Origin of the sequence: Streptomyces lydicus, assembly GCF_001729485.1 — a bacterium.
Lineage (GTDB): Bacteria > Actinomycetota > Actinomycetes > Streptomycetales > Streptomycetaceae > Streptomyces > Streptomyces lydicus_D.
The window spans coordinates 3950167-3971600 of record NZ_CP017157.1 but is presented as its reverse complement, the minus strand read 5'-3'; the positions used below and the strand labels follow the sequence as shown (position 1 = coordinate 3971600).

Genomic DNA, 21434 nt, shown 5'->3' with positions numbered 1-21434 from the left:
GAGGTCCGCCGACGTGCAGGCCCTCGGGGAGCGTTCCGTGGCGATCAACGGTGACGTCTTCGCCGTCGTTCCCGGCGACAACAACACCCTGACCTTCCAGTCCCCGGGCCCGGACGTGCGGCAGAGGTTGCTGGACTGGGACGACCTGGTCGGCCGGACCCGACCACCCCGCTCCCCGTCGGCCCTGCTGGAGGCACACCGTGCCGTGGTCCCCTTCCGTGGCCGGGAGGATCTGCTGGAAGAACTGGCGACCTGGTGCGCCGAACCGGGCTTCGGCGTGCACCTGCTGTACGGGCCGGGTGGGCAGGGCAAGACCCGGCTCGCTCGCCGTTTCACCGACGAGTTGGCTCGGGAGAACTGGCATGTTCTCTGGCTCGGCCAGCACGCGTCGGTCGCCGACCTGCCGGCGCTCAGCAACCCGCCCGGACCGATGGTCGTGGTCGTGGACTACGCGGAGGCGCGCCCGGACCAGTTGCTCGCCCTGCTGCGCGCGGCCCTGCGCAGCCCGGACACCACACCGTTCAAGGTGTTGCTGCTCGCCCGGACCGTCGACGGCTGGTGGCCGGAGTTGCAGGACCGTGCCCGCATCGAGGACCTGTACGCGGTGCGGGGCACGCCCTTGCCGCCGCTGGAGCCGCACGCCACCGACCGCGTTGACGCCTACCGCCAGGCCGTCGACGCGCTGGCCGACGCCCTGCCGAAGGTGGCAGGGCAAGAAGGACCGTGCTGGCCGGCCCTGGCGGCGGACGTGCTGGCCCTTCCCGCGAGCCGGTTACAACGCCCGGGGATGGAGTGCGCGCTCACCCTGCACATGACCGCCCTCGCCGACCTGCTGGACGCTGCCGTGGAAGCCGCCGACGAGGGCGGTGACCACCCGCCGCCGTCCCTCGCCGCGACCGGGTCGGCGGAGGAGCGATTGCTGAGCCACGAGCGCGTCTACTGGCGGGCTATCGGTGAGGCGTCGGGGGTGAGCCGGAGCGGGACCGTCGAGGACGCGCTGGCCGCTGCCTTCCTCTGCGGCGCGTACGACCAACAGGAGGCTCAGGCCCTCCTTGCCCGGGTGCCGGGCCTGGAACGCCACGGTCCGGACACCCTCGGTACCCTCAGCGAGCGGATCGCCCAGCTGTATCCGCCGCCCGACCGGACGCAGGTCTGGGGAAGCCTTCACCCGGACCGGCTCGCCGAGTTCTTCGTCGGGGGACGTCTGGGCAAGGGTCCCGAGCTGTCCGAACGGCTGCTGGACGGCGCCGGCCAGGCGCAGGCCACTCGCCTGCTGACCGTCTCCGCACGAGCTGCCGGTCACCCCGCCCACCGCGACCGTCTGGACGCAGATCTCACGCGGCTGTGTGTCCGGCACGCGGACATGCTGGCCACGGCGGCCATTGACGTGGCCGTCCATGTGGAACGGCCGGACCCGTTGCTGGCAGCTCTGGACCAGCTGGTCGATGCCCCTGACCCGGATTCCGGGCAGCTGCTCCGGCTCGCCGAACACCTTCCGCGCCCCACCCACCGGCTGGCGGACTTCGCGCTGCGCCTGGCGCGGCGACTGGTGCGGTTGCACCGGGACCGGGCCGCGCAGGACCCGGCACGTCTGCCCGATCTCGCCGCACAACTGCGCGTGCTGTGCTGCCGACTCGGTGACGCGGGGCTCTGGGCGGAGGCGTATCAGGTGGCCCGTGAGTTGCTACGGCTGCTCAGGCCCCTCGCCCGTCAGGATCCGCGCACCTACGAGGTGCAGCTCGCCGCATGTCTGCTGAACATCTCCGTGGCGCTGGGAGCATCGGGGCGGCGCGAGGCGGCGGTCTTCCCCGCTCACCAGGCCGTCCGGCTGTACCGGCGGATCGGCAAGTGGGACGGTGGAGCGTCGCTGCCCGAACTGGCGCACGCCTTGCACGCCGTCTCCAATGCCGAAGGGGAACTCGGCCGGCTGCCGGCGGCCCTGGCCGCGAGCCGGGAGGCCATCGCGGTACGCCGGCATCTGGTCGACCAGCACGGGGACCCGCTCCGGCCCGACCTGGCGGCCGCGCTGAACAATCAGGCCGTCCGTCTGCACCAGGCCGGCCGCGTACACGAGGCGCTCGGCGAGGCGCGCGAGGCCGCCGAGCTGTACCGCGCCCTGGCGCAGGAGCGTCCGGATGCCCACCGTGCCGGTTTGGCCATGAGCCTGGGCACCTTGTCCTTGTGTCTGGGCGATGCCACTCGGCATACCGAGGCACTGCGGTGCGCCGAGGAGTCCGCGGACATCCGGCGCGAGCTGGCGCGCGAGCGGCCCGCCGCCTTCCTGCCCGACCTGGCCCGCAGCCTGAACGCCCTCGCGATCGACCTGGAGGAGATGGGGTACCCGGACAAGGCTCTGGCGGCGGCCGAGGAAGCCGTCGGCTTCTACCGCGACCTGGCCCACCGCAATCAGAGCGCCTACGCGGAGCCGTTGGCCATGAGTCTGAACACCCTGGCATGCCAGCTGGAGAAGGCGGGCCGGGTCCCGCAGGCCCTGTCGGCCGCTCAGGAGTCGGTGAACCTGTACCGGCCCCTCGCGGCCAGGAACCCGGGTGCGCACCGGGCCGACCTCGCCATGGCCCTGACCACGCTCGCCGACGAGTTGGCGGAAGCAGGCCGCGGTGAAGAGGCACTCGAGGCCGGCCGGGAAGCGGTGAGCCTCTACCGAACCCTGGCCGACCGGCACCCGCGATCCCATTCAGCCGCGCTGAGTACCGCGTTGAACACCTTCGGCCTGCATCTCAAGTCCCTCGGCCACCTTACCGAGGCCCTGGACGCGTTCGACGAAGCCATCGGAATCAGCCGCCGCGCAACTGCCACACCACCTGCCGACGCCGCTCTGCGCACACGTGCCACCGCGCTGGCGAACAAGGCGGTGTGCCTGTCCGGCCTGCACCGGCCACAGGAGGCCCTGCACACCGTCGAGGAGTCGGTGAACGGCTACCGGGAGCTGATGCGCAAGGAACCGGAAGCCTACGGACCGAAGCTCGTCACGGCCCTGTCCATCCGTCACTTGCTCCTCGTTGTCCTGGGACGGACCGACGAGGTGCCGGACGCGGTACAGGAGACGCTGCGGGTCCGGGAGACCCTGGTGCGGCACGATCCCGCCTCCCATCTGCAGCATTACGGCGAGGAATGGACCCTGCTCGGTGTCACTCTCGCCGGTCGGGGACGATTCGGCGAAGCGGCGGGCCCGTTGGGCAGGGCGGCGGCCGTGCACCGGGAGTTGGCGGCCGGGGACGGCCGGCACCGGCCGGTGCTGGCCCAGGCCCTGTTGGCCCTGATGTACGCGCTGACGCAGGCGGGCCGCCACGGCGAGGCATTGCCGGTCGCCGAAGAGGCGGTCAACGTCTGGGGCGACTCCCTTCCCGTAGATGCGGCCCACCGGGCACTGCGGGTATGGGCGCTGTACGCGCTCGGCGCACAGCGACACCTCCACGGGCAGCCCGGGGCCGAGGACATGCTGCGCACGGCCGCCGACCTGGCCGCGGAGCTGCCCGACGACACGCCGGGTCCGGTGCGCCGGCAACTGCAGAGCGCGGCGCTGGCCGGCCTGGGCACGCATCTGGCGGAGACCGACCGTCCGGAGGTGGGTCTGCCCCTTCTCGCGCGGGCCGCGGAGGTGCCTCTGGGAACGGACGAGGAGGCCCGGTCCGCACGGGCGGACCTGCTGGTCGTCTACGGCCACCACCTCGCCTCCGGCGCCGCCGACCATGAGGCGGCTCTCGCAGTGACCCGGGACGCCGTGTGCGTCCATGAGGAACTCGCCGCGCTGGACCCGGCTGTCCACGAGCGTGCGGTGGCCTGGGCACTGGCCCACCTCGGTCTGCGGCTGACCGAGACCGGGCGGTACGAAGAGGCCGCACAGGCCACCGACCGGGCGGTCGCCCTGAGCCGCCGGCTAGCGGCCTCGGATCCCACCGCGCACCGACTGCGCCTCGCCGTCTCGCTGTACGCGCAGGCCCGAGCCCACTGGCGGGCCGGGACTGCGGAGGCAACAGCCCGGGAGCGCCTCACCGAAGCCCTCACCCTCCTCCGCGCCCTGGCCGAGCAGACCCCTGGGCTGGTCACCGCATACCTCAAGGACGCGGAGCGGACGTACGACAGGATGCGCCGTGCCGGCCGTCGCCGCGTGCCACGAGGTGCCCGGTCGTGACCACCTGGCGTGCGGCGTTCCCGGATGACGGGATGAACCGGCCCCCACCCACCAGGCCGACGCCCTCCGCATGAACCGCGGGCCAGTCGGTCGGCGGCCCTCCTCAGCCGCGCTTGTCGAGCAGCAGCTTCGCGGCCACCGTCGCGCCGTCGGTGCGGATCGTGCCGGCCACCGCGGCTGCCCGGGCCCGGGCCTCGGGAGCCAGGGCGACGGCGAGCCCGGCCGACAGGGACTCGAAGGTCGGGTTCGGGCCGTCGTGTGCCGCGCCGATGCCGAGGTCGGCCACCCGGCCGGCCCAGTACGGCTGGTCCGCCAGCTGGGGTACGACCACCTGGGGCGCACCGGCCCGGGCGGCCGTGGTCGTGGTGCCCGCGCCGCCGTGGTGAACGACGGCGGCGACCCGCGGGAACAGGGCGTGGTGATTGACCTCGCCGACGGCGAAGCAGTCGCCCTGGCCGTCGGCCGCGGCCAGGTCGGCCCAGCCGCGGGAGAGGAGCACGCGGCGGCCCCGCGCCCGGACCGCCTCGACGGCCGCCCGGGCCACATCGTCTGCGTCGCGCAGGGGGATGCTGCCGAACCCCACGTACACCGGCGGTTCGCCGGCGTGGAGGAACGCCTCCACGTCGGCCGGCAGCGGGCGGTCGTCCGTCCGGAACCAGGCGCCGGTCTGCACCACGTCGAGGTCCGCCGGCTCCTGCCACGGGCTGAGGACCGGGTCGGTGGCCAACCAGGGGCGGTCGGTGAGGACGTAATCGCGGAAGTGGCCCACCGGCGGCAGGCCGATGGATGCCCGGTGGGTGTTGAGACCGGTCCCGAACAGCACGTTCATGGTCTCGGCGTCCAGGTCCCACAGCGTTCGGTTGTCGGTCACGCCTGGCGGGAACGGCCGGCCCGGCCGCTCGAACGGCGGGTGGTGCGGCGAGGGCAGGTAGGCGGGGAAGTAGGCGACGAACACGTAAGGGATGCCCAGGTACTCGGCTGCCGTCCGCGCGCCGGCCGCGGCCGGGAGCAGGCCGGTCGCCAGGATCACGTCGCATCCCTCGGCGGCCGTGACGACCGCCTCGTACGTCGTGGCGGTCATCGCGGCCGCGCGTGCGGGCAGCCCCTCCGCGGGAGCCTTCGTCTTCCCGGTGAGCACCCCCTTCACGAAGGGGCGCACCGGCTCGCCGATCGGCACCAGCGGCAGGCCGACGGAGTCGAACAACTCCGCGAAGTCCGGAGGCGTGCACATCCGCACCTCCACTCCGAGGTCCCGCAGCTGCACCGCGACCGCCACCAGCGGCTCGACGTCTCCGCGCGACCCGTAGGCCATCAACAGCACGCGCATGTAGTGAGTCTCATTTCATGGGATGACGGATCAGGTCGCGCCGGCAGGAGCGGCCTGAACGCGTCTTTCTGGGTCAGGAGGGCGATTCTGCGGCACCCCCGGGGTCTTGCCGCAAGCCCCCCTGCGCGCTATATCTTGATCATGGAAAGAGCGGACTGCTCCGCCCTCCCTCTCCGTTCCCGGCGTCCGGAGCGGTGCCGCGCTCACTGGGGACTGGCTCATGCCTCCGCGTGGGCGGGCACTGCTGACAGCTGAACTTCCTTCTCCCCCACGGAACTTGTCAGGAAATGCTCGCCGTCACCCAGGCCCGACCCCTTCACTCACCGTCGCGCCTCGGCCTGCTGCAACGTCCGAGCCAGGAGCAGACCTGCTCCGGCCACCGCCCCCACTGCCCCGGCCGACAGGAAGCCGCGAGAGGAACGCCAGGACAGCACCGACCACTGCGACTGTGCGGAGAGCAGTGAGCCCCTGCTCAGCCATGATCCGGCTGAGATCAGCGACAGGGCGGAACCAATCGAGCCGGCCGACAGGGTGCTCCCGACCGAGGCGACGGACAGGGTCGAGCCGATGCTCCCAATGGACAAGACCGACCCCACCGAGCCGATCGACAGCACCGAGTCCTGCGACCACAAGGACAGCACGGAGCCATGGGAGGCGGGGCGCTTCGACGGCAATTTGGCCATGGGACCATCCTGCCCATAGATCTCCCGAGTCGGCACGCGTGGGGACGGCTGGGCAGCGTTGCGGCAAAGGGGTCTAGGCGGGCGAGGCGAAGCGTTCTTTGAGGCTTTCCAGGCCGGCGGCGTAGATGGTGTCGCCGAAGTGCTTCTCGATCTCGGAGACGCGTTCGTCGGCGGCCTCGTAGGTCGCGACCCAGCGAATCTCGGCGCCTGCGTGGTGCGGGTGCACGGACAGCGTGGAGACGTAGTCAGAGACGGGGACGGCGGATTCATGGATGGTGTAGCGGAACATCCGGCGAGAGTCGTCCTTCTCCAGGAGTCGTTCCCGGATGACCACGTGGCCGTTGGCGGAGAACGCCTGTATCGCCCCGGGCGTCTCGGGATCGGCCCCGTCCTCGATCACCGACGGCGGCAGCAGGGGGTGCCAGTCGGCGAGGCCGCCGAACGTGCCGATGACCTGCCAGACGTCATCGGGGTCGGCCGTGACGACGGTGGTACGGGTGAGCGTGTGCATGGATGGGCCTCCGATGACTGCGGACTGCGGTGACTGCGGGCTGCGGTGACTGCGGGCTGTCCCTGATCAACCGCTTCCCTGGACCGTTCACCACGTGCCGTCGCCGCGCAGTACGGCGTCGGCGCCGCCGTCGATGAAGACGACCTGGCCGGTGACCAGCTCGTTCTCGGGAGAGGTGAGCCAGCTCAGGAGGGGTGCGATCTGGGCCGGCCGGGCGTGGCCGTGGAGCGGCATGGGGACGGTCTCGTCGACGATCTTGCGCACGTCGGGGCTGGCCAGCATGGGTTCGGTCATGGGGGTGAGGACCGTTCCGGGGGCGATGCCGTTGAGGGGGATGCCGGCGCCCGCCCAGTCGGCGGTCACGGCGGTGCGGCGTATCCATCGGGCGAGGGCGGCCTTGGTCGAGCCGTAGATCGCATAGCCCTCTCCCCGGTCGACGGCGGCCCGGGCGGCGGCCAGCGCCGCTTCCTCGTCACCGGCGAGCGCCGCGTCGGCGATGGCCGCGTCGTGGGGGTGGACGGAGGCGATCGAGGCGATGACGACGGCGCGCGGGTCCGTGCCGGCGGCCAGCAGGGGGCGCAGCCCTTCCAGCGTGGCGACCGCGCCGAAGTAGTTGACGCTGACGGCGCGCGGCTCGAAACCGGCGAGGCCGGCGCCCGCGATCACGGCGTCGAGCCGGCCACCGCTCAACTCACTTGCGCGCTGGATCAGTTGGGCCCGGCCGCCGGGGGTGGCGAGGTCCGCGACGATGTCGGCGTCCTTGAGGTCGGCGCCGATGACCGTGTGCCCCTGCTCCGTGAGCCGGGTGGCGGTGGCCTTGCCGATGCCGGAGGCAGCTCCGGTGATGAGGTATGTGCGGGACATGGTCGGCTCCTTCGCTGACGCCGGACGGGCCGCTGGCCGATCGGCTCCTGATCAGCCTTCGATCAACCTACCGCTTTTATGGCACGACATGCCACAAATTCTGTCTGTGACAATAGGGGCCGAGGCGAAGCACGGCAAGGAGCACACAATGGCGGCAGCGCGGGGCCGTCCGTCCCTGACGGAACAGCGGCGCCTTCAGACCCGGCTGGAGATCGCGGAGGCCGCGGCGACCCTGTTCGCCGACCGCGGTTACGACACGACGACGGTCGAGGACATCGCCTCGGCCGCGGGCATCTCCCTGCGCACCTTCTACCGCTACTGCCCGGCGAAGGAGGACGCCCTCACCCCGCTCTTCGCCTCCAGCGTCGGCCAACTCGTGGACGTCCTCGCGGAACACCCGGCCGAGGAACCGCTCAGTGCCGCCATCGAGGCGTCCTTCGGGACGGCGACGGCCGAGCGACGCCTGGAGGACGCCGCCCGGGCCCGCGGACTGGTCCGGGTCCTGGGGACCGTCCCCGTCCTGAAGATGCGCTGGCTCGCCGCGGGGCGGGAGATGCAGGAACGGCTCGCGCCCGCGCTGGCGGCGCGTGCGGACGCCCCACCCGACAGTCTTGAAGTGCGTCTGCTGACCACCGCGGTGCTGGATGCCTTCACCGTCACCATGGAGCACTGGGCCTGGCAGGACGAGCCCGAGGAACTCATCGATCTGATGCGCCGCGCGCTGGCGTTCCTGCGGCTCGACGAACTCCGCGCGAAGCCCGAGCCGTCCGTCGACGAGTAGGTCGACGAGCAGTCAGCGCGCTCACCAGGGCCAAAGGCAACGGCGTCGGCCTCAGGGGGTGCGCCGAACTACCGGCTTGCGGTGGGCACCGGGGGGATGTTCGCCAAGGCCGCACTGGTTATTTCGTACCGGCCGTTGGCCGGCACTTCAGCGTGGGTGACGCGGACGGTGAGGGGGCCCGCCCATTCATACGCGCACTCGGCGCCGTGGTGGGCGAGCACGTCGGCCAGTTCCTGGCTGAGCGAGGCATCACACACATCCAGACCGGCGCGAACCGAAGCCGCGAGGCCGACGGTGTAGACATTGGGAACCAGGGTGCGGCTCGGGCTGCACACCACCGCATGGTCGTCGCAGTGCTGCCGCAGCGCGTCGAAGAGTTCGACGGAGTCGCGCCCCTGCACCCGGCGGACCAGGTCGTGCTCCCAGCGTTCGACGGCCTTCTCGCAGCGCTTGAGCATTTCCATGACGATCTCTCCTGCCCGAGTTGGAACGGCGTATGCGGTAACGACTCCGCTGCCTGACACAGGTGGCGTCGGTGCGGCATCTGTTAAGTCCGCCTGCCCCTTTCTGTTCGTGACATCCGCCAATGCGGGCTCGGCGAGGCTTCACCTCCGGTCGGGGGGCAAGGCAGACACCGACTTCGCCAACTCCGGCCAGGTACTGCGCGCACTCCGACGGGGCGCCGCCGGGTGCACTCTTGCAGTGACCTCATCGTTGAATGCCTTGCCGCCCCGCTCAGCCGTCAGCAGGCATCAGCCGTCGTTCTCCGAGGAAGGAAGGTACGCCCCGGGCACGTCCTGCGGCGCGTAGATCTTGTTCTCGCCCGGGTACGGCTTGTTCCAGTTGTGCGTCTCGTACCAGGTGAGGTGGTTCATCTGGGCGGGGTTGGCGTAGTCGGGGACGGCGTGCGGGCCGGTCAGCCGCTGCTTGGACTTCCACTTGTCCCAGGTCGCCGCCAGGTTCTTCTTGTCCGCGGGTACCTTCGCGGGCGCGACGGCCGCTGCCTTGGGGTTCTGCGGTGCCGGGGTGTCCGAGCCGCAGGGCGGCTGGGTCTTCAGGCCGTCGGTGAGTGGGACGCGGTTGGGCTGCGCCTTGAACGGCGTGGTGTCCGGGTAGGGGGTGAAGGCGCCGCTCATGGGGCTGGCCGCGCTGTCCTTCTGGTTCATCGGGTGGATGCCGAGGATCTGCTCGATGGTCCGGATCATCGTGATCTGGGTGTAGTAGTGGCTGTCGGTCCTGCCGTGCCGTGCCCAGGGGCTGATGATCTGGATCGGGGCCCGGTGCCCGTCGACGTGGTCGAGGCCGGCCTGGGAGTCGTCCTCGACGACGAAGATGGCCGAGTTCTTCCAGTACTTGCTGTGCGAGATCTTGTCGACCATCTTGCCGACCGCGAGGTCGTTGTCCGCGACCTGGGCGGACGGGCTCGCGGGACCACCGGTGTGGTCGTTGGAGAACCAGAACATGTTCAGGTTCGCCGGCCCGTTCTTCTCGAAGTCCTGCTTCCAGACCTGGTACTTGTAGATGTCCGGGACGTCGAGGTCGAACATCGGGAAGCCGGGCACCGACACGTCGTTGAGCGAGGGGATCGCCGACCCGGTCTTGATGGGGTAGGCCGTGGGCTGCCCGGTTGCGTCCATCGTCTTGGCGTCGCAGTACAGGTTCTGCCAGGACGCTCCGGTCGGTTTGCTCTCCACCGACTGGAACTCACCGAAGTCCTTGACGGACTTGCCCGCCGCCTGCGCACCGGTCCACAGAAAACCGGACTTCTGGTGGCCGAGCGCGTCGTTCTCGGTGTCGTAGCTGCGCTGGTACTCACCGGCCGAGGACTCGGTGTACTCCGGATTGTCGCTCTGCATCAGCCAGTTGTGGCCTTCGGCGGAGTTCGTTCCGATGTCGTAGGTGTTGTCGTACAGACCGAACTGCCGGGCCATCGCGTGCTGGTTCGGCGTCACGTTCTCGCCGAACTGCGCCAGCTTCGCGTCGCCGTTGCCCTGCGGGATGTCGCCGAAGACCTGGTCATACGTCCGGTTCTCCTTGACGATCAGGAAGACGTGCTTGATCGTCGAGGGGGCGCCGAGCCGCTGCGGGACCGCTACCGGCTTCGTGTCGCTCTTGCCGTCGGTCTTCATGACCGAGTGCCCCATCCAGCCGTTCTGCTTGAAGACCTTGGCCGTCTCGGACCTGATGACGCTGTCGTCCGGCAGGGTGAATCGCTGCAGGCTGGAGGTGGTGTCGTGGGTGCCGTGCGCGCCACTGGGGTTGGCGCGGCGGGCATCGATACCGCGGGTGTTGGAGACCAGCACCTGGTTGCCGACCGTGGCGATCTCCGCGGGGAAGTAGTCCGTGGGGAGCAGACCGACGTAACTGACCGGCTCCTGGGGGCTCTTGTACTTGTACACGGCGACCGCGTTGGCGCGGCCGAGCGTCACCAGCAGATGACCGTCGTCGGTGAGCGTCACCGCGTTGGGCTCGTAGCCCACCGACGCCTCCGGCCAGGGACGGGTGGCGATGGTCTGCACGACCTTGTCGCGGGCGGTGTTGATGACGGACACGTTGTTGGTGGCGGTGTTGGTGACGAACAGTGCCCCGCCCTTGGCGTACAGGGCGGTCGGGTGCAGACCGACCTCGATGCTCCCGACGGCGGCATCCGGCTTCGTCAGGTCGATGACGCTGACCGTGCCGGTGGTGGTGGCACCGGTCTTCGGGTTGGCGGGCACCTGGGTGTTGTAGGAGTTGATCGTGGTGTCGCCGGGCTTGGCCGGACGGCCGCCCTCGTTGCTGACGTAGAGCTTGTCGCCGACCTTGACCATGTCACGCGGGGCGTTGCCCACGTCCCAGCTGTGTGTGATGGCCCCGGTCGCCGCATCGAGGGCAACGACCCGGTTCTGTCCGTTGACCGCCGCGTACACGGTGGAGCCGTCGGACGAGAACACCGGCTCGCCCACCAGCGCGCGCTTGGATCCGTCCGCAGGGATCTTGATGAACGTCGGGTCGGCGACGCTGCCGTCCGGGCCCACGGTGAACTTGGTGTAGCCGTCGGTCTGTCCCAACCACAGCTGCTTGCCGTCGGGCGAGTACGTGGGGCCTTCCTGGCCCACGGAGTTGCTGCTGATGCGCGGGTTCGACGACGCGGAGGCGCTGACGAGCTGCTGCACCTTCCAGTTCTTGCGGTCGACGATGGCCAGCGCCGCTCCGCCGTCGGTCAGCGAGGCCGCGACGTGGGTGCCGTCCGGGCTGACCGAGGAGGACATGATCTTGCCGTTGTCGATGACGAGGCGGTCGCCGTACGGGGCGATGTACTGGTCGCTGGAGATGACCTGGCCATCAGCCGTCTTCTGGCCGACCTGGTCGGTGCCGAACTGGTGCGTCTGGGCATAACCGATGCCGGCGGTGGCGGCGAGGACGACCGCGGTGGCCGTTGCCAGGGCGCTGCGGCGGCTGAAGCGCCTGAAGCGTCTGTCGAGAAGGCCGGCACGGTCGATCCCGTCATGCCGACGGCGGCGTATGACCTGCATGGAGTCATCCCTTCGAGGTGGAGAGAAGTTCGACACTGCCGTCGAACTGCCACAGCGGGTTCGGTGCGTCCCCCTCCGGGGTCCGCACCAGGAAGTAGCCGTTGACTTCCTTCGGCCCATCGCCATCGGCCATGTACCGCCCGTCCGGGGTCACGTCGAGCTGGTAGACGGCCTGCCCCACGGCCTGGACGCCGGGGAGATGCCAGGAGACGACGCAGCGCCAGTCGTTGCCCGGTCCCTGCGCGGCGACCTGGAGGCTGCCCTTGTTGCACGTCGCCGTGGCCCTCAGCCGGTCCTCGGTGACGGCGGGCCGGTGGAGCTGCTCGGTCTGCATGCGGTACAGGTGGGCGAATGCCGTGGCGACCGAGCCCTGCACCTTCTCCTGACCGATCCCGGAGCCGGTCGCCGTGGCCGAGGTCGACGTGGTGAGGACCGCAACCGTCACGGCGACCAGCCCGGCCGGCGGGAGCACTCCGACCGTCACCGCGCGGCGGCCCGAGCCGTCGTAGCTCAGGTTCGTGAAGTCGCGCCGCAGGAACAGCAGGTAGGCCAGCGCTGTCGCCAGCACGGCCCAGGCCAGGCTGACGCCGATGCCGATCAGGAGCGGGGCGAGCTGGGCCGGGCCGGTGAACAGGCCGTTCCAGGCGATGAAGGCGTAGCTGGGCAGGGCGAGGCGTACGGCGACGGGCAGCGGCATCATCTGGGCGAGCTGCATCGCGAGGGCGACGAGCACGGGCAGCAGCAGTCCCATCGGGGAGCGCCCCAGCGCGACGGAACCGAGCAGTCCGATCCCGGCGAGGGCAAGGGTCGGAGCGAGGACGCAGACCCAGGCGAGCAGGACCTTGACCGCGGCGTCCGCCGGCGTCAGCAGGTGGCCGTCGAGGCCGACCAGCGGCTGGTCGCCGACCGCCACGACCCCACCGGCCGCGCTGGAACAGGCCATTCCGGCCACGAGCAGCAGGAGGACGGTGAGGCTGGCGCACGCCTTCGCGGCGAAGATCCGCCTGGGCGACCGGACCGCCACGAGGAGGTGGCGCCAGGTGCCGAGCCGGTCCTCGGCGGCGAACACGTCGCCGGCGACCACCGAGGTCAGCAGCGGAAGCGCCCAGGTGCCCGCGAACCCGAGCACCACCAGCGGTCCGGCCCAGCCCGTGGCGTGCATCCAGCGGCCGAAAAGGGTGTCGACGGGGAGCGTGCTCTGTTGGCTCACCGCGGCGACGAAGAGCGCCGGCGCGCTCCAGCAGGCAAGAACCAGCAGGCGGATCCGCCACTGCGAGACCAGCTTGACCAGCTCGAAGCGGTAGCAACGCGCCACCGGGGCCCGGCGGGTACCGGCCCCGGTGGACTCGCGGGCGTGGGTCGCGGTCACGGTCCGGCCTCCTCAGGTGCGGTGAGGTCGAGGAACGCTGCCTCGAGCGGCGATACCAAGGGGGAAAGCTCACGTACCGCGACGCCCGCCTGCACCAGCCGCACGACCAGTTGGTCGAGGGCAGGTACCTGCGCGCGCACGACAAGCACCTTGGCGTCGTATCGCGCCCCGGTGTCGTCGACAAGGCGGATCCCGGCCGTCTCGGCAGCCAGTCGGCGGGCGGCATGCGCATCGGAGGTGCGCACCCGGTAGTCGAGTTCCCGCTCCTCGGCGGCCAGCTTGCTCAGCGGACCGGAGAAGACGACCCGCCCGGCGGCGAGGATGGTGACGTCCGAGCACAGGGCCTCCAGGTCGTCCATGCGGTGGCTGGAGAGCACGACGGTGGTGCCGTCCGCCGCGAGCCGGGTCAGGACACCGTGTACGTGCTTCTTGCCGGCCGGGTCCAGACCGTTGGACGGCTCGTCAAGCACCAGCAGCCGGGGGTTGGTGAGCAGCGCCGCGGCCAGCCCCAGCCGCTGTCGCATGCCCAGGGAGAAGCCGCGGGTCCGATCGTCGGCGACATCGGTGAGCCCGACCTGCGCAAGCGCGTCGTCGATCGCCGTGGTCCGCGCGTCGTCACCGCGGAGAGCGGCCAGCGCGGCGAGGTTCTGCCGGGCGGTGAGCGAGGGGTAGAGACCGGGCCCGTCCACGAAGCCCGCGACACCGTCGGGAGCGTCGAGCGCCCGCCCGACGGGTGTACCCCGGATGTCGAGGCTGCCGCTGTCGGCGACGGCCAGCCCCAGCAGGAGGCCGAGCAAGGTCGTCTTGCCGGCGCCGTTCGGTCCGACCAGTCCGTGAATCTGCCCCTGGGGCACGTCCAGGTCGACGCCGTCGAGCGCGACGACTTCACCGAACCACTTGGTGATCCCGCGAGCCCGGACTGCGAGGAGTGCGTCCATGAGTCCCTTCCTTCGAGAGCCTCAAGGAACGTAGATGCGGGGCACAACGTTGACCAGATGCAGTCAGTTGAATGCTCATGAAACTGCCGACGACCGGCATGCACCGCGACGGTGCCCGGGCGGGCTCCGGGGAGCGCCGGGATGTCGGCGACCGCGGGCGTGGTTCACGGCGCGGGCGCGCGGGAGGACGTACGGCGTTCCGTGCGGATGCGTGGCTGCCTGCCCGGGGATGCGGCGGGCGGCCGCCACCCGCTTGCTGAACTGACGCGGGCTCAGGCCGGCGAAGGGGGCGCGTTCCGCGGGGTCGTCGCCGCTCGGGCGACGTAGGAGGCCGTCAGTCCCGGCCGCCGGTGCAGACCCCGTTCTCCCAGGCCCAGGCGGCGATCTCGACCCGGTTGCGGGCGGCGAGCTTGCGCTGGACGTTGCCGAGGTGGGTCTTGACCGTGGACAGGGTGACGTAGAGCTCGGCGGCCAGTTCCTCGTTGGTACGGCCGCGGGCGACAAGGCGTACGACGTCGAGTTCACGCTGGGTCAGGGGCTCGACCGGTCCGCCCGGTCCGCGCGACCCCGCACGGGCCGGGCGGACCTCAGAGGGGGCCGGCCGGCTGCGCTGCGGCGCCATGTGTGCGAGCAGACGGACGGTCACCGAAGGGGAGATCAGCGAATTCCCCGCGGCTGCGGCGCGCACCGCTTCGGTGAGCAGGCCGGGAGCGCCGTCCTTGAGAAGGAAGCCGCAGGCACCGTTGCGGAGGGCGCTGTAGACGTATTCGTCGAGGTCGAAGGTCGTGGCGATGAGGACGTTCAGGGGGTCCCGGACGCCCGGCCCGGCGAGGAGGCGGGTGGCTTCCAGGCCGTCCAGCTCGGGCATGCGGATGTCCAGGAGGCAGACCTCGGGCCGTAGCCGCCGTGCCTGCTCGACCGCCGTGGCCCCGTCCGCCGCCTCGGCGACGACCTGCAGGTCCGGCTGGGAGTCGAGGATCATGCGGAACGCGGCACGGACCATCTCCTGGTCGTCGGCGATGAGCACCCGGATCGTCATGTCGGACATGATCGCAGGCGGTGCGCCGGCCCTCAGCCGGCGGAGGGCTCGGGGTCCAGGGGCAGGACGGCCAGGACGCGCCAGCCGGCGCCGTCCTGCGGCGCGGCGGTGATGCGCCCGCCGAGTTCCTCGACGCGCTCGGTGAGACCGATCAGGCCGTAGCCGCTCCCGTCCGTCTTCTCACGGGCGGTCGGGGTGCCGCCCCGGCCGTCGTCGGTCACCGAGACCTCCAGCCGGTCCGGGGCACCGGGCCGCACCTCGACCCGCACCTCGACCCGGTCGGCTCCGGCCGCGTGCTTGCGGACGTTGGTCAGTGCCTCCTGCACCACGCGGTGAACCGTGGTGGTGATCTCGGGAGGGAGGCGGCGGTCGACGAGCCGCGGATCGAGGGTCAGGGCCGCGGGCGGTCCCGCCGCGGAGAACTCCTGCGTGAGGTCGCGCAGCCCGCCCAGGTCACCCGCGGGGCGGGTCGCGGCGGGTGCGGTGGTGTCCCGCAGGTCGGAGACCATGGCGCGCATCGACGTCATCGCCTGGGAGCCGGCCCGCTCGATCTGGGCGAGCATCCGGTCGAGGTCCTCCGGGGACTGCGAGTGACCGGCCGCGGCCGCGAAGCGCGCGGCCTTGGTCCGGGTGACGATCGCCGTGACGTGGTGTGCCACGAAGTCGTGCAACTCCCGTGCGTGCTCCAGGCGCTGGGCCTGCCGGACGGCCGCGCGTTCCCGTTCGCGCAGCGTGTCCCACAGGCGCAGACACCAACCGAGCACCACCATGAACGGCACCGCGACCACAGCGATGAGGCTGATCAGGGTCACGACGTGTTGGTCCCGCTCGGCAATCCGCAAGGGCAGCAGGACGGCGGCGAGAGCCGGTCCCGCGGCCCATACGACCGCCTTCCGGAGGGGGTGGCGCCGCACGGCGCGGGTGATCAGCAGCAGCAGGGCGCACAACTCCACCAGTCCCGGGGTGTTCTCGGGGCGGTGGGGCAGCTGCGTCTCCAGCACGGTCAGGGCGCACGAGACGGCCGTGGCGAGTGCGACCTGCCGTGCGAACAGGTGCTTCGGCACGACCAGGGCGGACAGGCACAGCACCCCGGAGGCTGCCGTCGCCGCCGCCATCGGCAGGTACGGCGCGTTCAGCCCCTCCAGCGCCACGAGGACGACCAGGGCTGCGCCGACGAGGCACATGAGGACTTGCTGGGTACGGGAACGGGCCCGGAACGCGGAGATCACGGCAGGTCACGCTACGGCAGCGCGCCGCACGCCACCTCGTCCTTTCGGCCGAGGGAGGCAGCGGCCGGTTCGGCAATCCGGTGGATCCGCCGTACCCCCACCACACCGAAGGATCGACTTCCAGGGGCGCCCGGTGACTGCCGGCCGCACCCCTCCCCCGCCCTTCGGCCCAGCCGCCATTCCACGAGCAGTCATCCAGGAGCGATGCGATGAACCAGAGGACGGACGCCCTGTCGTCCCCCGAGAAGCCGGGCGCGGTGGTGGCCGTCGCCGACGGTCTGACCAAGGTCTACGGCGAGGGCGAGACCCGCGTCACGGCGCTGGCCGGGGTCTCGGCCCGTTTCCTGCGCGGCGAGTTCACCGCGATCATGGGGCCCTCCGGATCCGGCAAGTCCACGTTCATGCACTGCCTGGCCGGACTCGACACCCCCACGTCCGGTACGGCGCGCATCGGCGACACCGACCTGGGCTCGCTGAACGACGTCCAGCTGACCAAGGTCCGGCGGGAGCGCATCGGCTTCGTCTTCCAGGCGTTCAACCTGCTGCCCACCCTCACCGCCTGGGAGAACATCACCCTGCCGGGCGATCTGGCCGGGCGCACCCCCGACCGGGAGTGGCTGACGGACCTGATCAACATCTTGGGGCTGGCGGACCGCCTCGGTCACCGCCCCGCCCAGTTGTCCGGCGGCCAGCAGCAGCGGGTCGCCTGTGCCAGGGCGCTGGCCACCCGGCCGGCGATCGTCTTCGCCGATGAGCCCACCGGCAACCTCGACTCCCGGGCGGGGGCCGAGATCCTGTCGTTCCTGCGCTCCTCCGCAAAGGAGTTGGGCCAGACGATCGTGATGGTCACCCACGACCCGGTCGCCGCCGCGCACGCCGACCGTGCCCTCTTCCTGACCGACGGAAGCCTCGTCCACGAGATGCCGGACCCGACCGCGGCCGGGGTGCTGGAACAGATGAAGGCATTCGACGTCTCGCAGCGGGTCGGCCGACCGTGACACACCACCGACCGATCCCCTCCCGAAAGCCGTCGATGTTCCGCGCCGCTGTCCGCACCTTGCTCTCCCACCGCCTCCGTTTCGCGATGCCTGCTCTCGCCGTGCTGCTGGGCGTGGCGTTCGTGACCGGGTCGCTGCTCTACAGCGAGTCGGTCAGCGCGGCCGTGGCCCGTGCGCGGGCCAACTCCCAGCCCGATGTCTCCGTTGAGATCGCACCGGACCGCTCCGCCCCTTCGCGGCCCGAGGACTCCTCCGGCGGCGCCCCGCGTCTCGACGACGCACTGCTGCGGCGGCTGGGCGCGGTGCCCGGGGCGGCCGCAGCCCGCGGCACCGTGGAGGGCCGCTCCTTCCTCGCCGGCTCCGACGGCACCCTGGTCGGCGATCTGAACCAGGCCGCGGGCATCAATTACGTCCCCGACCGCACGGGCAAGGACCCCCGTTACCCGCTCACTGCGGGCCGCGGCCCCCGTACCGCCGGAGAGGTCGCCGTCGAGAAGCAGGCCGCCGAGCAGGCCGGGCGCCGGGTGGGTGACCGGGTGCGCATCGTCGTCAACGGCACCGCCCGGAGCGCCCGGTTGGTCGGCGTCTTCACCGCCCAGGACAGCCGCTCGGCGGCCGGTGGGACACTCATCGCCTTCGACACCCGTACCGCGCAGAAGCAGTTCGCCACCACCCCGGGCAGCTACACCCAGATCACCCTGGCCGCGGCCGACGGCACGACGGGGGACCAACTCGCCGAGCGGGCACAGAAGTTGCTGCCTTCCGGACTGCGGGCCGTGACACGGACGGACCTGGACGCCGAAGCAGCGGCCTCCGCCTCCGACGACCAGAAGCTCACCGGACTGCTGCTGAGCTTCGCCGGCATCGCCCTGTTCGTCTCCACCCTCCTGGTCGCCAACACCTTCACCATGCTCAGTGCGGCCCGCGCCCGCGAACACGCCCTGCTGCGCGCGGTGGGCGCCACCAGGAGGTACGTGCTGCGGCTGGTCCTGGCCGAAGCCGCCCTCGTCGGAACGGTCGCCTCGGTCGCCGGATATGCGCTGGGCATCGGGGTCGCGGCGCTGCTGAGCAGGCTGTTCGGTGTCACCGGAGGGCCGGCTGCCCCGTTGCCCATCTTCTCCGGCACACCGCTCATCGCGGCGTTCGCGGTCGGCATCGGCGTCACCGTACTGTCCGCGTACCTGCCGGCCCGCCGGGCGGCGGCGGTACCGCCCGTGGCGGCGCTGCGCACCAGCGAGCCCCCCACCGCCGCCTCACTGCGCCGCCGCAACACGATCGGCCTGGCTGTGACCGCGTGCGGCGCCCTGCTGGTCGCTGCCGCCGTCGGCAGCCAGAACGTCCTCTTCGCCGCCGTACCCGTCCTCCTGATCGGGCTGATCGTGCTCACCCCGCTGCTCGCCCTGGGCGCCACCGGGCTGCTGCGCTCCCCGCTGACCCGGCTGGCAGGCATCCGCGGCAAGCTCGCCGTGGAGAACGCCCGCCGCAATCCGCGGCGCACGGCGGCCACCGCGACCACCCTCATGGTCGGTCTCGCGATGATCACCGCCGTCACCGTGGTCGTCTCGTCGGTGAACCGCATGGACGAGCAGGACGCCGACCGCTCCATGACCTCGGACCTGCGCATCACAGCCGTCGACTTCGCCGAGGTCGGCGACGACACCGCCGCCCGCGTGGCACGGCTCGCGGACGCCGAGGCCGTCACCCCGGTCGTCCACACCTTCGTCGACGTCTCCGGCGGCGACTCCCTGGCGGCGGACGCCGTCAACCCCGCCACGGTGCAACGCCTGGCGGCGGTCTCCGTCCGGGAGGGCTCGCTGGACCGACTCGACCACGGCATCGCCGTCTCCGAAAAGACGGCCACCGGCCAGGGCTGGCGGCTCGGCTCCCGCGTCACCGCGACGCTCAACGGCTCGGGCACGAAGACCACCCTGCCCGTCGTGGCGATCTACGACGGCTCGGACGCCCTGGCCTCCGTTCTCCTCTCCGACCGGACGCTGCCGCCCAACGCGGACCCCGAGCACCGGCCGCGCGTCGGATCCGTTCTGGCCAACGCCGCCGACGGTCGCACGGCCGCGCTGCGTCAGGAGATCCGGCGCACGCTGGACAACCCCGCGCTGCTCGTACAGGACCGCGCCGACGCAAGGGCGGCGGCCGCTGCCAGGCTCGGCCCGTTCCTGAACATCATGTACGCCATGCTCAGCGTCACCGTGCTGATCGGGGCCCTCGGGGTGGTCAACACCATGGGCATGGCCGTCTTCGAACGCGTCCGGGAGATCGGCGTGCTGCGGGCCCTCGGCCTGGACCGCCGAGGCGTCGGCGCCGTGCTGCGGCTCGAATCGGTCACCATCTCCCTCCTCGGCTCCGCACTGGGTCTCCTCGCCGGCAGCGCGATCGGCGCGGCGGCCGTCCTCGGTCAGGACGGCGTCCCCCTCGTCATCCCGTGGGACCGTGCGGTCCTCTTCTTCCTCGCCACCGCCGCGACCGGCGTCCTCGCCTCCCTCTGGCCGGGGCGCCAGGCCGCGAGGATCCCGATGCTGAAGGCCATCGCCACCGACACCGAATGACGGAGGGAAGGAGGGAAGGAGGGACGGCGACGGTGGCCGGGTCGGCGATGTACCCGTCGACCCGGCCACCGTCGCCGGCGTCCGCTCAGCCGCGGATTGGCGGGCTGCGGGCTGCGGGCTGCGGGGGCCTGAACAGGGCGGCACCCGCACGATGCTGTTGCGCTACCGGCGATCCCACCAGGCGGGCAGCTCCGGGACGTCGAGCAGGAATCCACGCCGCCGGCCGGGCAGCACGCCGATCGCCGACTCGGCGCGGTGGCGACGCCGGAAGTCGCGGGCGCCTTCGCCGTGGCGCTCGGAGAACCGAAAAGCCTTGCTCGCCTCGTGTGTGCGTCCATCGAGGGGATCCGTCCAGGCCACCTGGAGCCGCACCGTCCAGTGGCCGGGGCCCCGTGGGTTCTTGGCAAACGAGGTGCGCGCCGCGACGACCTTCCCTTGCACGGCCGGGCCGGAGCGGCGCAGCCGTCGCAGGTGCCGGTAGTGCGCGAGGCGCAGCAGCCTGGTCCAGCCGATGGCAGCGGCAGTGGTTCCGGCGATGCCCGCCAGCGGGATCGCCGTGTCCACGATGGCCGGGTCACCGGTCAGCGCCCTTGCGACGACGGCGGCAGCCGTCGCGCCGAGAACGAATCCCGAGAAGGGCGCGACAATCGCTCCCACCACCAGGAGCGCGATCCGGACGATCCGCATGAGGGACGATCCTAGTCGGGACCCCGCTGGTGGACGGTGCCGTCCAAGCGTTGACGCAACTCCGACCCGCCGCCGGCCGGCGGGGTCGCACTGCCGTCATGGAGCCGTCAGGACGTCCGCCGCCCGCGTCAGGGAAGCGCCAACGTGGCGTGACTGCCCGATCCTTCGGGTTTTCCATGGGTCACGACATGAACGTGACACAGGACGAGGAGCAGGGCAGCCCCATGGGCGCATCCGGTGGGCGGCGGGTCGTCGCCGGGGTGAGTGGTTCGCTGGGGAGCCTGGCTGCGCTGCACCGCGCCGCCGACGAGGCCCGCGCGGCCCGTGGAGAACTGCGGGTCGTACTGGCATGGGAGCCGCCGGGTGGCGACATCGCCCACCGGGGCGGCCCCTGCCCGGCACCGATGGCCGCCTGGCGCCGGATGGCGCAGGACCGTCTGCTGACCGCCCTCGACACCGCTTTCGGCGACGCCGGACCCGGCGTACCGCTGGAGCCGCTGGTCGTCCTGGCCACACCGGGCAAGGCCCTGCTGATGGCCGCCGACCGGCCCGACGACCTCCTGGTGGTCGGCGCCGGCAGTCGCGGCCGGTTGCGCCGGGCGGTGTGGCCGTCCGTCGCCCGCTACTGCGTCGCCCGCGCCTGCTGCCCGGTACTGGCCGTGCCCCCGTCTCCCCTGCGGCAGGCCCTGGATGCCGTGCACCGCCGCAACGTCTGGCGACGCCCCCTGGACGTACGGGAACTCGCCGACTGACGTGCCGTGCACCGGCGCGCGGCC

The 21434-nt window shown here is 71.6% G+C and carries 16 protein-coding genes; 5 read left to right on the top strand and 11 right to left on the bottom strand.

Annotated elements, in window-relative coordinates:
- Nucleotides 1–37 precede the first annotated feature (37 nt).
- Nucleotides 38–4153: a tetratricopeptide repeat protein gene (locus SL103_RS17195; protein WP_164492825.1), complete on the top strand. Its 4116-nt coding sequence runs from the start codon at nucleotides 38–40 to the stop codon at nucleotides 4151–4153.
- Nucleotides 4154–4256: 103 nt separating this feature from the next.
- Here SL103_RS17195 and SL103_RS17190 read toward each other — a convergent pair whose 3' ends face one another.
- From SL103_RS17190 to SL103_RS17175, 4 genes are all read right to left on the bottom strand, one after another.
- Nucleotides 4257–5480 carry a glycosyltransferase gene (locus tag SL103_RS17190; RefSeq protein WP_069569894.1) on the bottom strand — a complete coding sequence of 408 codons (1224 nt, stop codon included), beginning with the start codon at nucleotides 5478–5480 and terminating at the stop codon, nucleotides 4257–4259.
- A 320-nt stretch (nucleotides 5481–5800) separates the two neighbouring features.
- Nucleotides 5801–6163 (bottom strand): hypothetical protein, encoded by a 363-nt coding sequence (locus tag SL103_RS17185; RefSeq protein ID WP_069569893.1) that lies wholly within the window; start codon nucleotides 6161–6163, stop codon nucleotides 5801–5803.
- A 73-nt stretch (nucleotides 6164–6236) separates the two neighbouring features.
- Nucleotides 6237–6674, bottom strand: coding sequence for an SRPBCC family protein (locus SL103_RS17180; RefSeq protein ID WP_069569892.1), 438 nt, complete (start codon nucleotides 6672–6674; stop codon nucleotides 6237–6239).
- A gap of 87 nt (nucleotides 6675–6761) precedes the next feature.
- Nucleotides 6762–7538 (bottom strand): SDR family oxidoreductase, encoded by a 777-nt coding sequence (locus tag SL103_RS17175; protein ID WP_069569891.1) that lies wholly within the window; start codon nucleotides 7536–7538, stop codon nucleotides 6762–6764.
- Nucleotides 7539–7686: 148 nt separating this feature from the next.
- Here SL103_RS17175 and SL103_RS37875 point away from each other — a divergent pair, with 148 nt between their 5' ends.
- Nucleotides 7687–8319, top strand: a complete 633-nt coding sequence (locus SL103_RS37875; RefSeq protein WP_069569890.1) for a TetR/AcrR family transcriptional regulator — start codon at nucleotides 7687–7689, stop codon at nucleotides 8317–8319.
- Nucleotides 8320–8387: 68 nt separating this feature from the next.
- On the opposite strand, the gene SL103_RS17165 is transcribed toward SL103_RS37875, so the two are convergent.
- From SL103_RS17165 to SL103_RS17135, 6 genes are all read right to left on the bottom strand, one after another.
- Nucleotides 8388–8783, bottom strand: a complete 396-nt coding sequence (locus SL103_RS17165; protein WP_069569889.1) for an FhaA domain-containing protein — start codon at nucleotides 8781–8783, stop codon at nucleotides 8388–8390.
- 288 nt (nucleotides 8784–9071) lie between these two features.
- Entirely contained in the window at nucleotides 9072–11834 is a 2763-nt protein-coding gene (locus SL103_RS17160) for an alkaline phosphatase family protein (protein WP_069569888.1), read from the bottom strand.
- A 4-nt stretch (nucleotides 11835–11838) separates the two neighbouring features.
- Nucleotides 11839–13203, bottom strand: a complete 1365-nt coding sequence (locus tag SL103_RS17155) for an ABC transporter permease (RefSeq protein ID WP_069569887.1) — start codon at nucleotides 13201–13203, stop codon at nucleotides 11839–11841.
- Nucleotides 13200–14141, bottom strand: a complete 942-nt coding sequence (locus SL103_RS17150; protein ID WP_069569886.1) for an ABC transporter ATP-binding protein — start codon at nucleotides 14139–14141, stop codon at nucleotides 13200–13202. Before SL103_RS17150 ends, SL103_RS17155 begins: the two co-directional genes overlap by 4 nt.
- 334 nt (nucleotides 14142–14475) lie before the next feature.
- On the bottom strand, nucleotides 14476–15189 hold the full coding sequence (locus SL103_RS17140) for a response regulator (RefSeq protein WP_432215357.1): 714 nt from the start codon (nucleotides 15187–15189) through the stop codon (nucleotides 14476–14478).
- Nucleotides 15190–15212: 23 nt separating this feature from the next.
- A complete protein-coding gene (locus SL103_RS17135; RefSeq protein WP_069569884.1) occupies nucleotides 15213–16409 on the bottom strand; it encodes a sensor histidine kinase in 1197 nt (398 codons plus the stop codon).
- Nucleotides 16410–16618: 209 nt separating this feature from the next.
- Here SL103_RS17135 and SL103_RS17130 point away from each other — a divergent pair, with 209 nt between their 5' ends.
- Both SL103_RS17130 and SL103_RS17125 read left to right on the top strand, forming a co-directional pair.
- The gene (locus SL103_RS17130) at nucleotides 16619–17407 is read left to right on the top strand and encodes an ABC transporter ATP-binding protein (RefSeq protein WP_069569883.1); all 789 of its coding nucleotides are present in this window, start codon (nucleotides 16619–16621) and stop codon (nucleotides 17405–17407) included.
- An 86-nt stretch (nucleotides 17408–17493) separates the two neighbouring features.
- Complete coding sequence (locus SL103_RS17125) at nucleotides 17494–19971, top strand: ABC transporter permease (RefSeq protein ID WP_347877847.1); 2478 nt, start codon at nucleotides 17494–17496, stop codon at nucleotides 19969–19971.
- Nucleotides 19972–20133: 162 nt separating this feature from the next.
- On the opposite strand, the gene SL103_RS17120 is transcribed toward SL103_RS17125, so the two are convergent.
- On the bottom strand, nucleotides 20134–20658 hold the full coding sequence (locus SL103_RS17120) for a hypothetical protein (protein WP_069569881.1): 525 nt from the start codon (nucleotides 20656–20658) through the stop codon (nucleotides 20134–20136).
- A 188-nt stretch (nucleotides 20659–20846) separates the two neighbouring features.
- Between SL103_RS17120 and SL103_RS17115 the strand changes: the two genes are divergently transcribed.
- Entirely contained in the window at nucleotides 20847–21410 is a 564-nt protein-coding gene (locus SL103_RS17115; protein WP_244303931.1) for a universal stress protein, read from the top strand.
- Nucleotides 21411–21434 lie beyond the last annotated feature (24 nt).

Bases quoted from the DNA above. Each gene is read 5' to 3' on its own strand.
- SL103_RS17115 (WP_244303931.1), top strand. From the start codon at position 20,847: ATGAACGTGACACAGGACGAGGAGCAGGGCAGCCCCATGGGCGCATCC.
- SL103_RS17125 (WP_347877847.1), top strand. From the start codon at position 17,494: ATGCCTGCTCTCGCCGTGCTGCTGGGCGTGGCGTTCGTGACCGGGTCG.
- SL103_RS17130 (WP_069569883.1), top strand. From the start codon at position 16,619: ATGAACCAGAGGACGGACGCCCTGTCGTCCCCCGAGAAGCCGGGCGCG.
- SL103_RS17150 (WP_069569886.1), bottom strand. From the start codon at position 14,141: ATGGACGCACTCCTCGCAGTCCGGGCTCGCGGGATCACCAAGTGGTTC.
- SL103_RS37875 (WP_069569890.1), top strand. From the start codon at position 7,687: ATGGCGGCAGCGCGGGGCCGTCCGTCCCTGACGGAACAGCGGCGCCTT.
- SL103_RS17160 (WP_069569888.1), bottom strand. From the start codon at position 11,834: ATGCAGGTCATACGCCGCCGTCGGCATGACGGGATCGACCGTGCCGGC.
- SL103_RS17190 (WP_069569894.1), bottom strand. From the start codon at position 5,480: ATGCGCGTGCTGTTGATGGCCTACGGGTCGCGCGGAGACGTCGAGCCG.
- SL103_RS17175 (WP_069569891.1), bottom strand. From the start codon at position 7,538: ATGTCCCGCACATACCTCATCACCGGAGCTGCCTCCGGCATCGGCAAG.
- SL103_RS17140 (WP_432215357.1), bottom strand. From the start codon at position 15,189: ATGTCCGACATGACGATCCGGGTGCTCATCGCCGACGACCAGGAGATG.
- SL103_RS17185 (WP_069569893.1), bottom strand. From the start codon at position 6,163: ATGGCCAAATTGCCGTCGAAGCGCCCCGCCTCCCATGGCTCCGTGCTG.
- SL103_RS17180 (WP_069569892.1), bottom strand. From the start codon at position 6,674: ATGCACACGCTCACCCGTACCACCGTCGTCACGGCCGACCCCGATGAC.
- SL103_RS17165 (WP_069569889.1), bottom strand. From the start codon at position 8,783: ATGGAAATGCTCAAGCGCTGCGAGAAGGCCGTCGAACGCTGGGAGCAC.
- SL103_RS17120 (WP_069569881.1), bottom strand. From the start codon at position 20,658: ATGCGGATCGTCCGGATCGCGCTCCTGGTGGTGGGAGCGATTGTCGCG.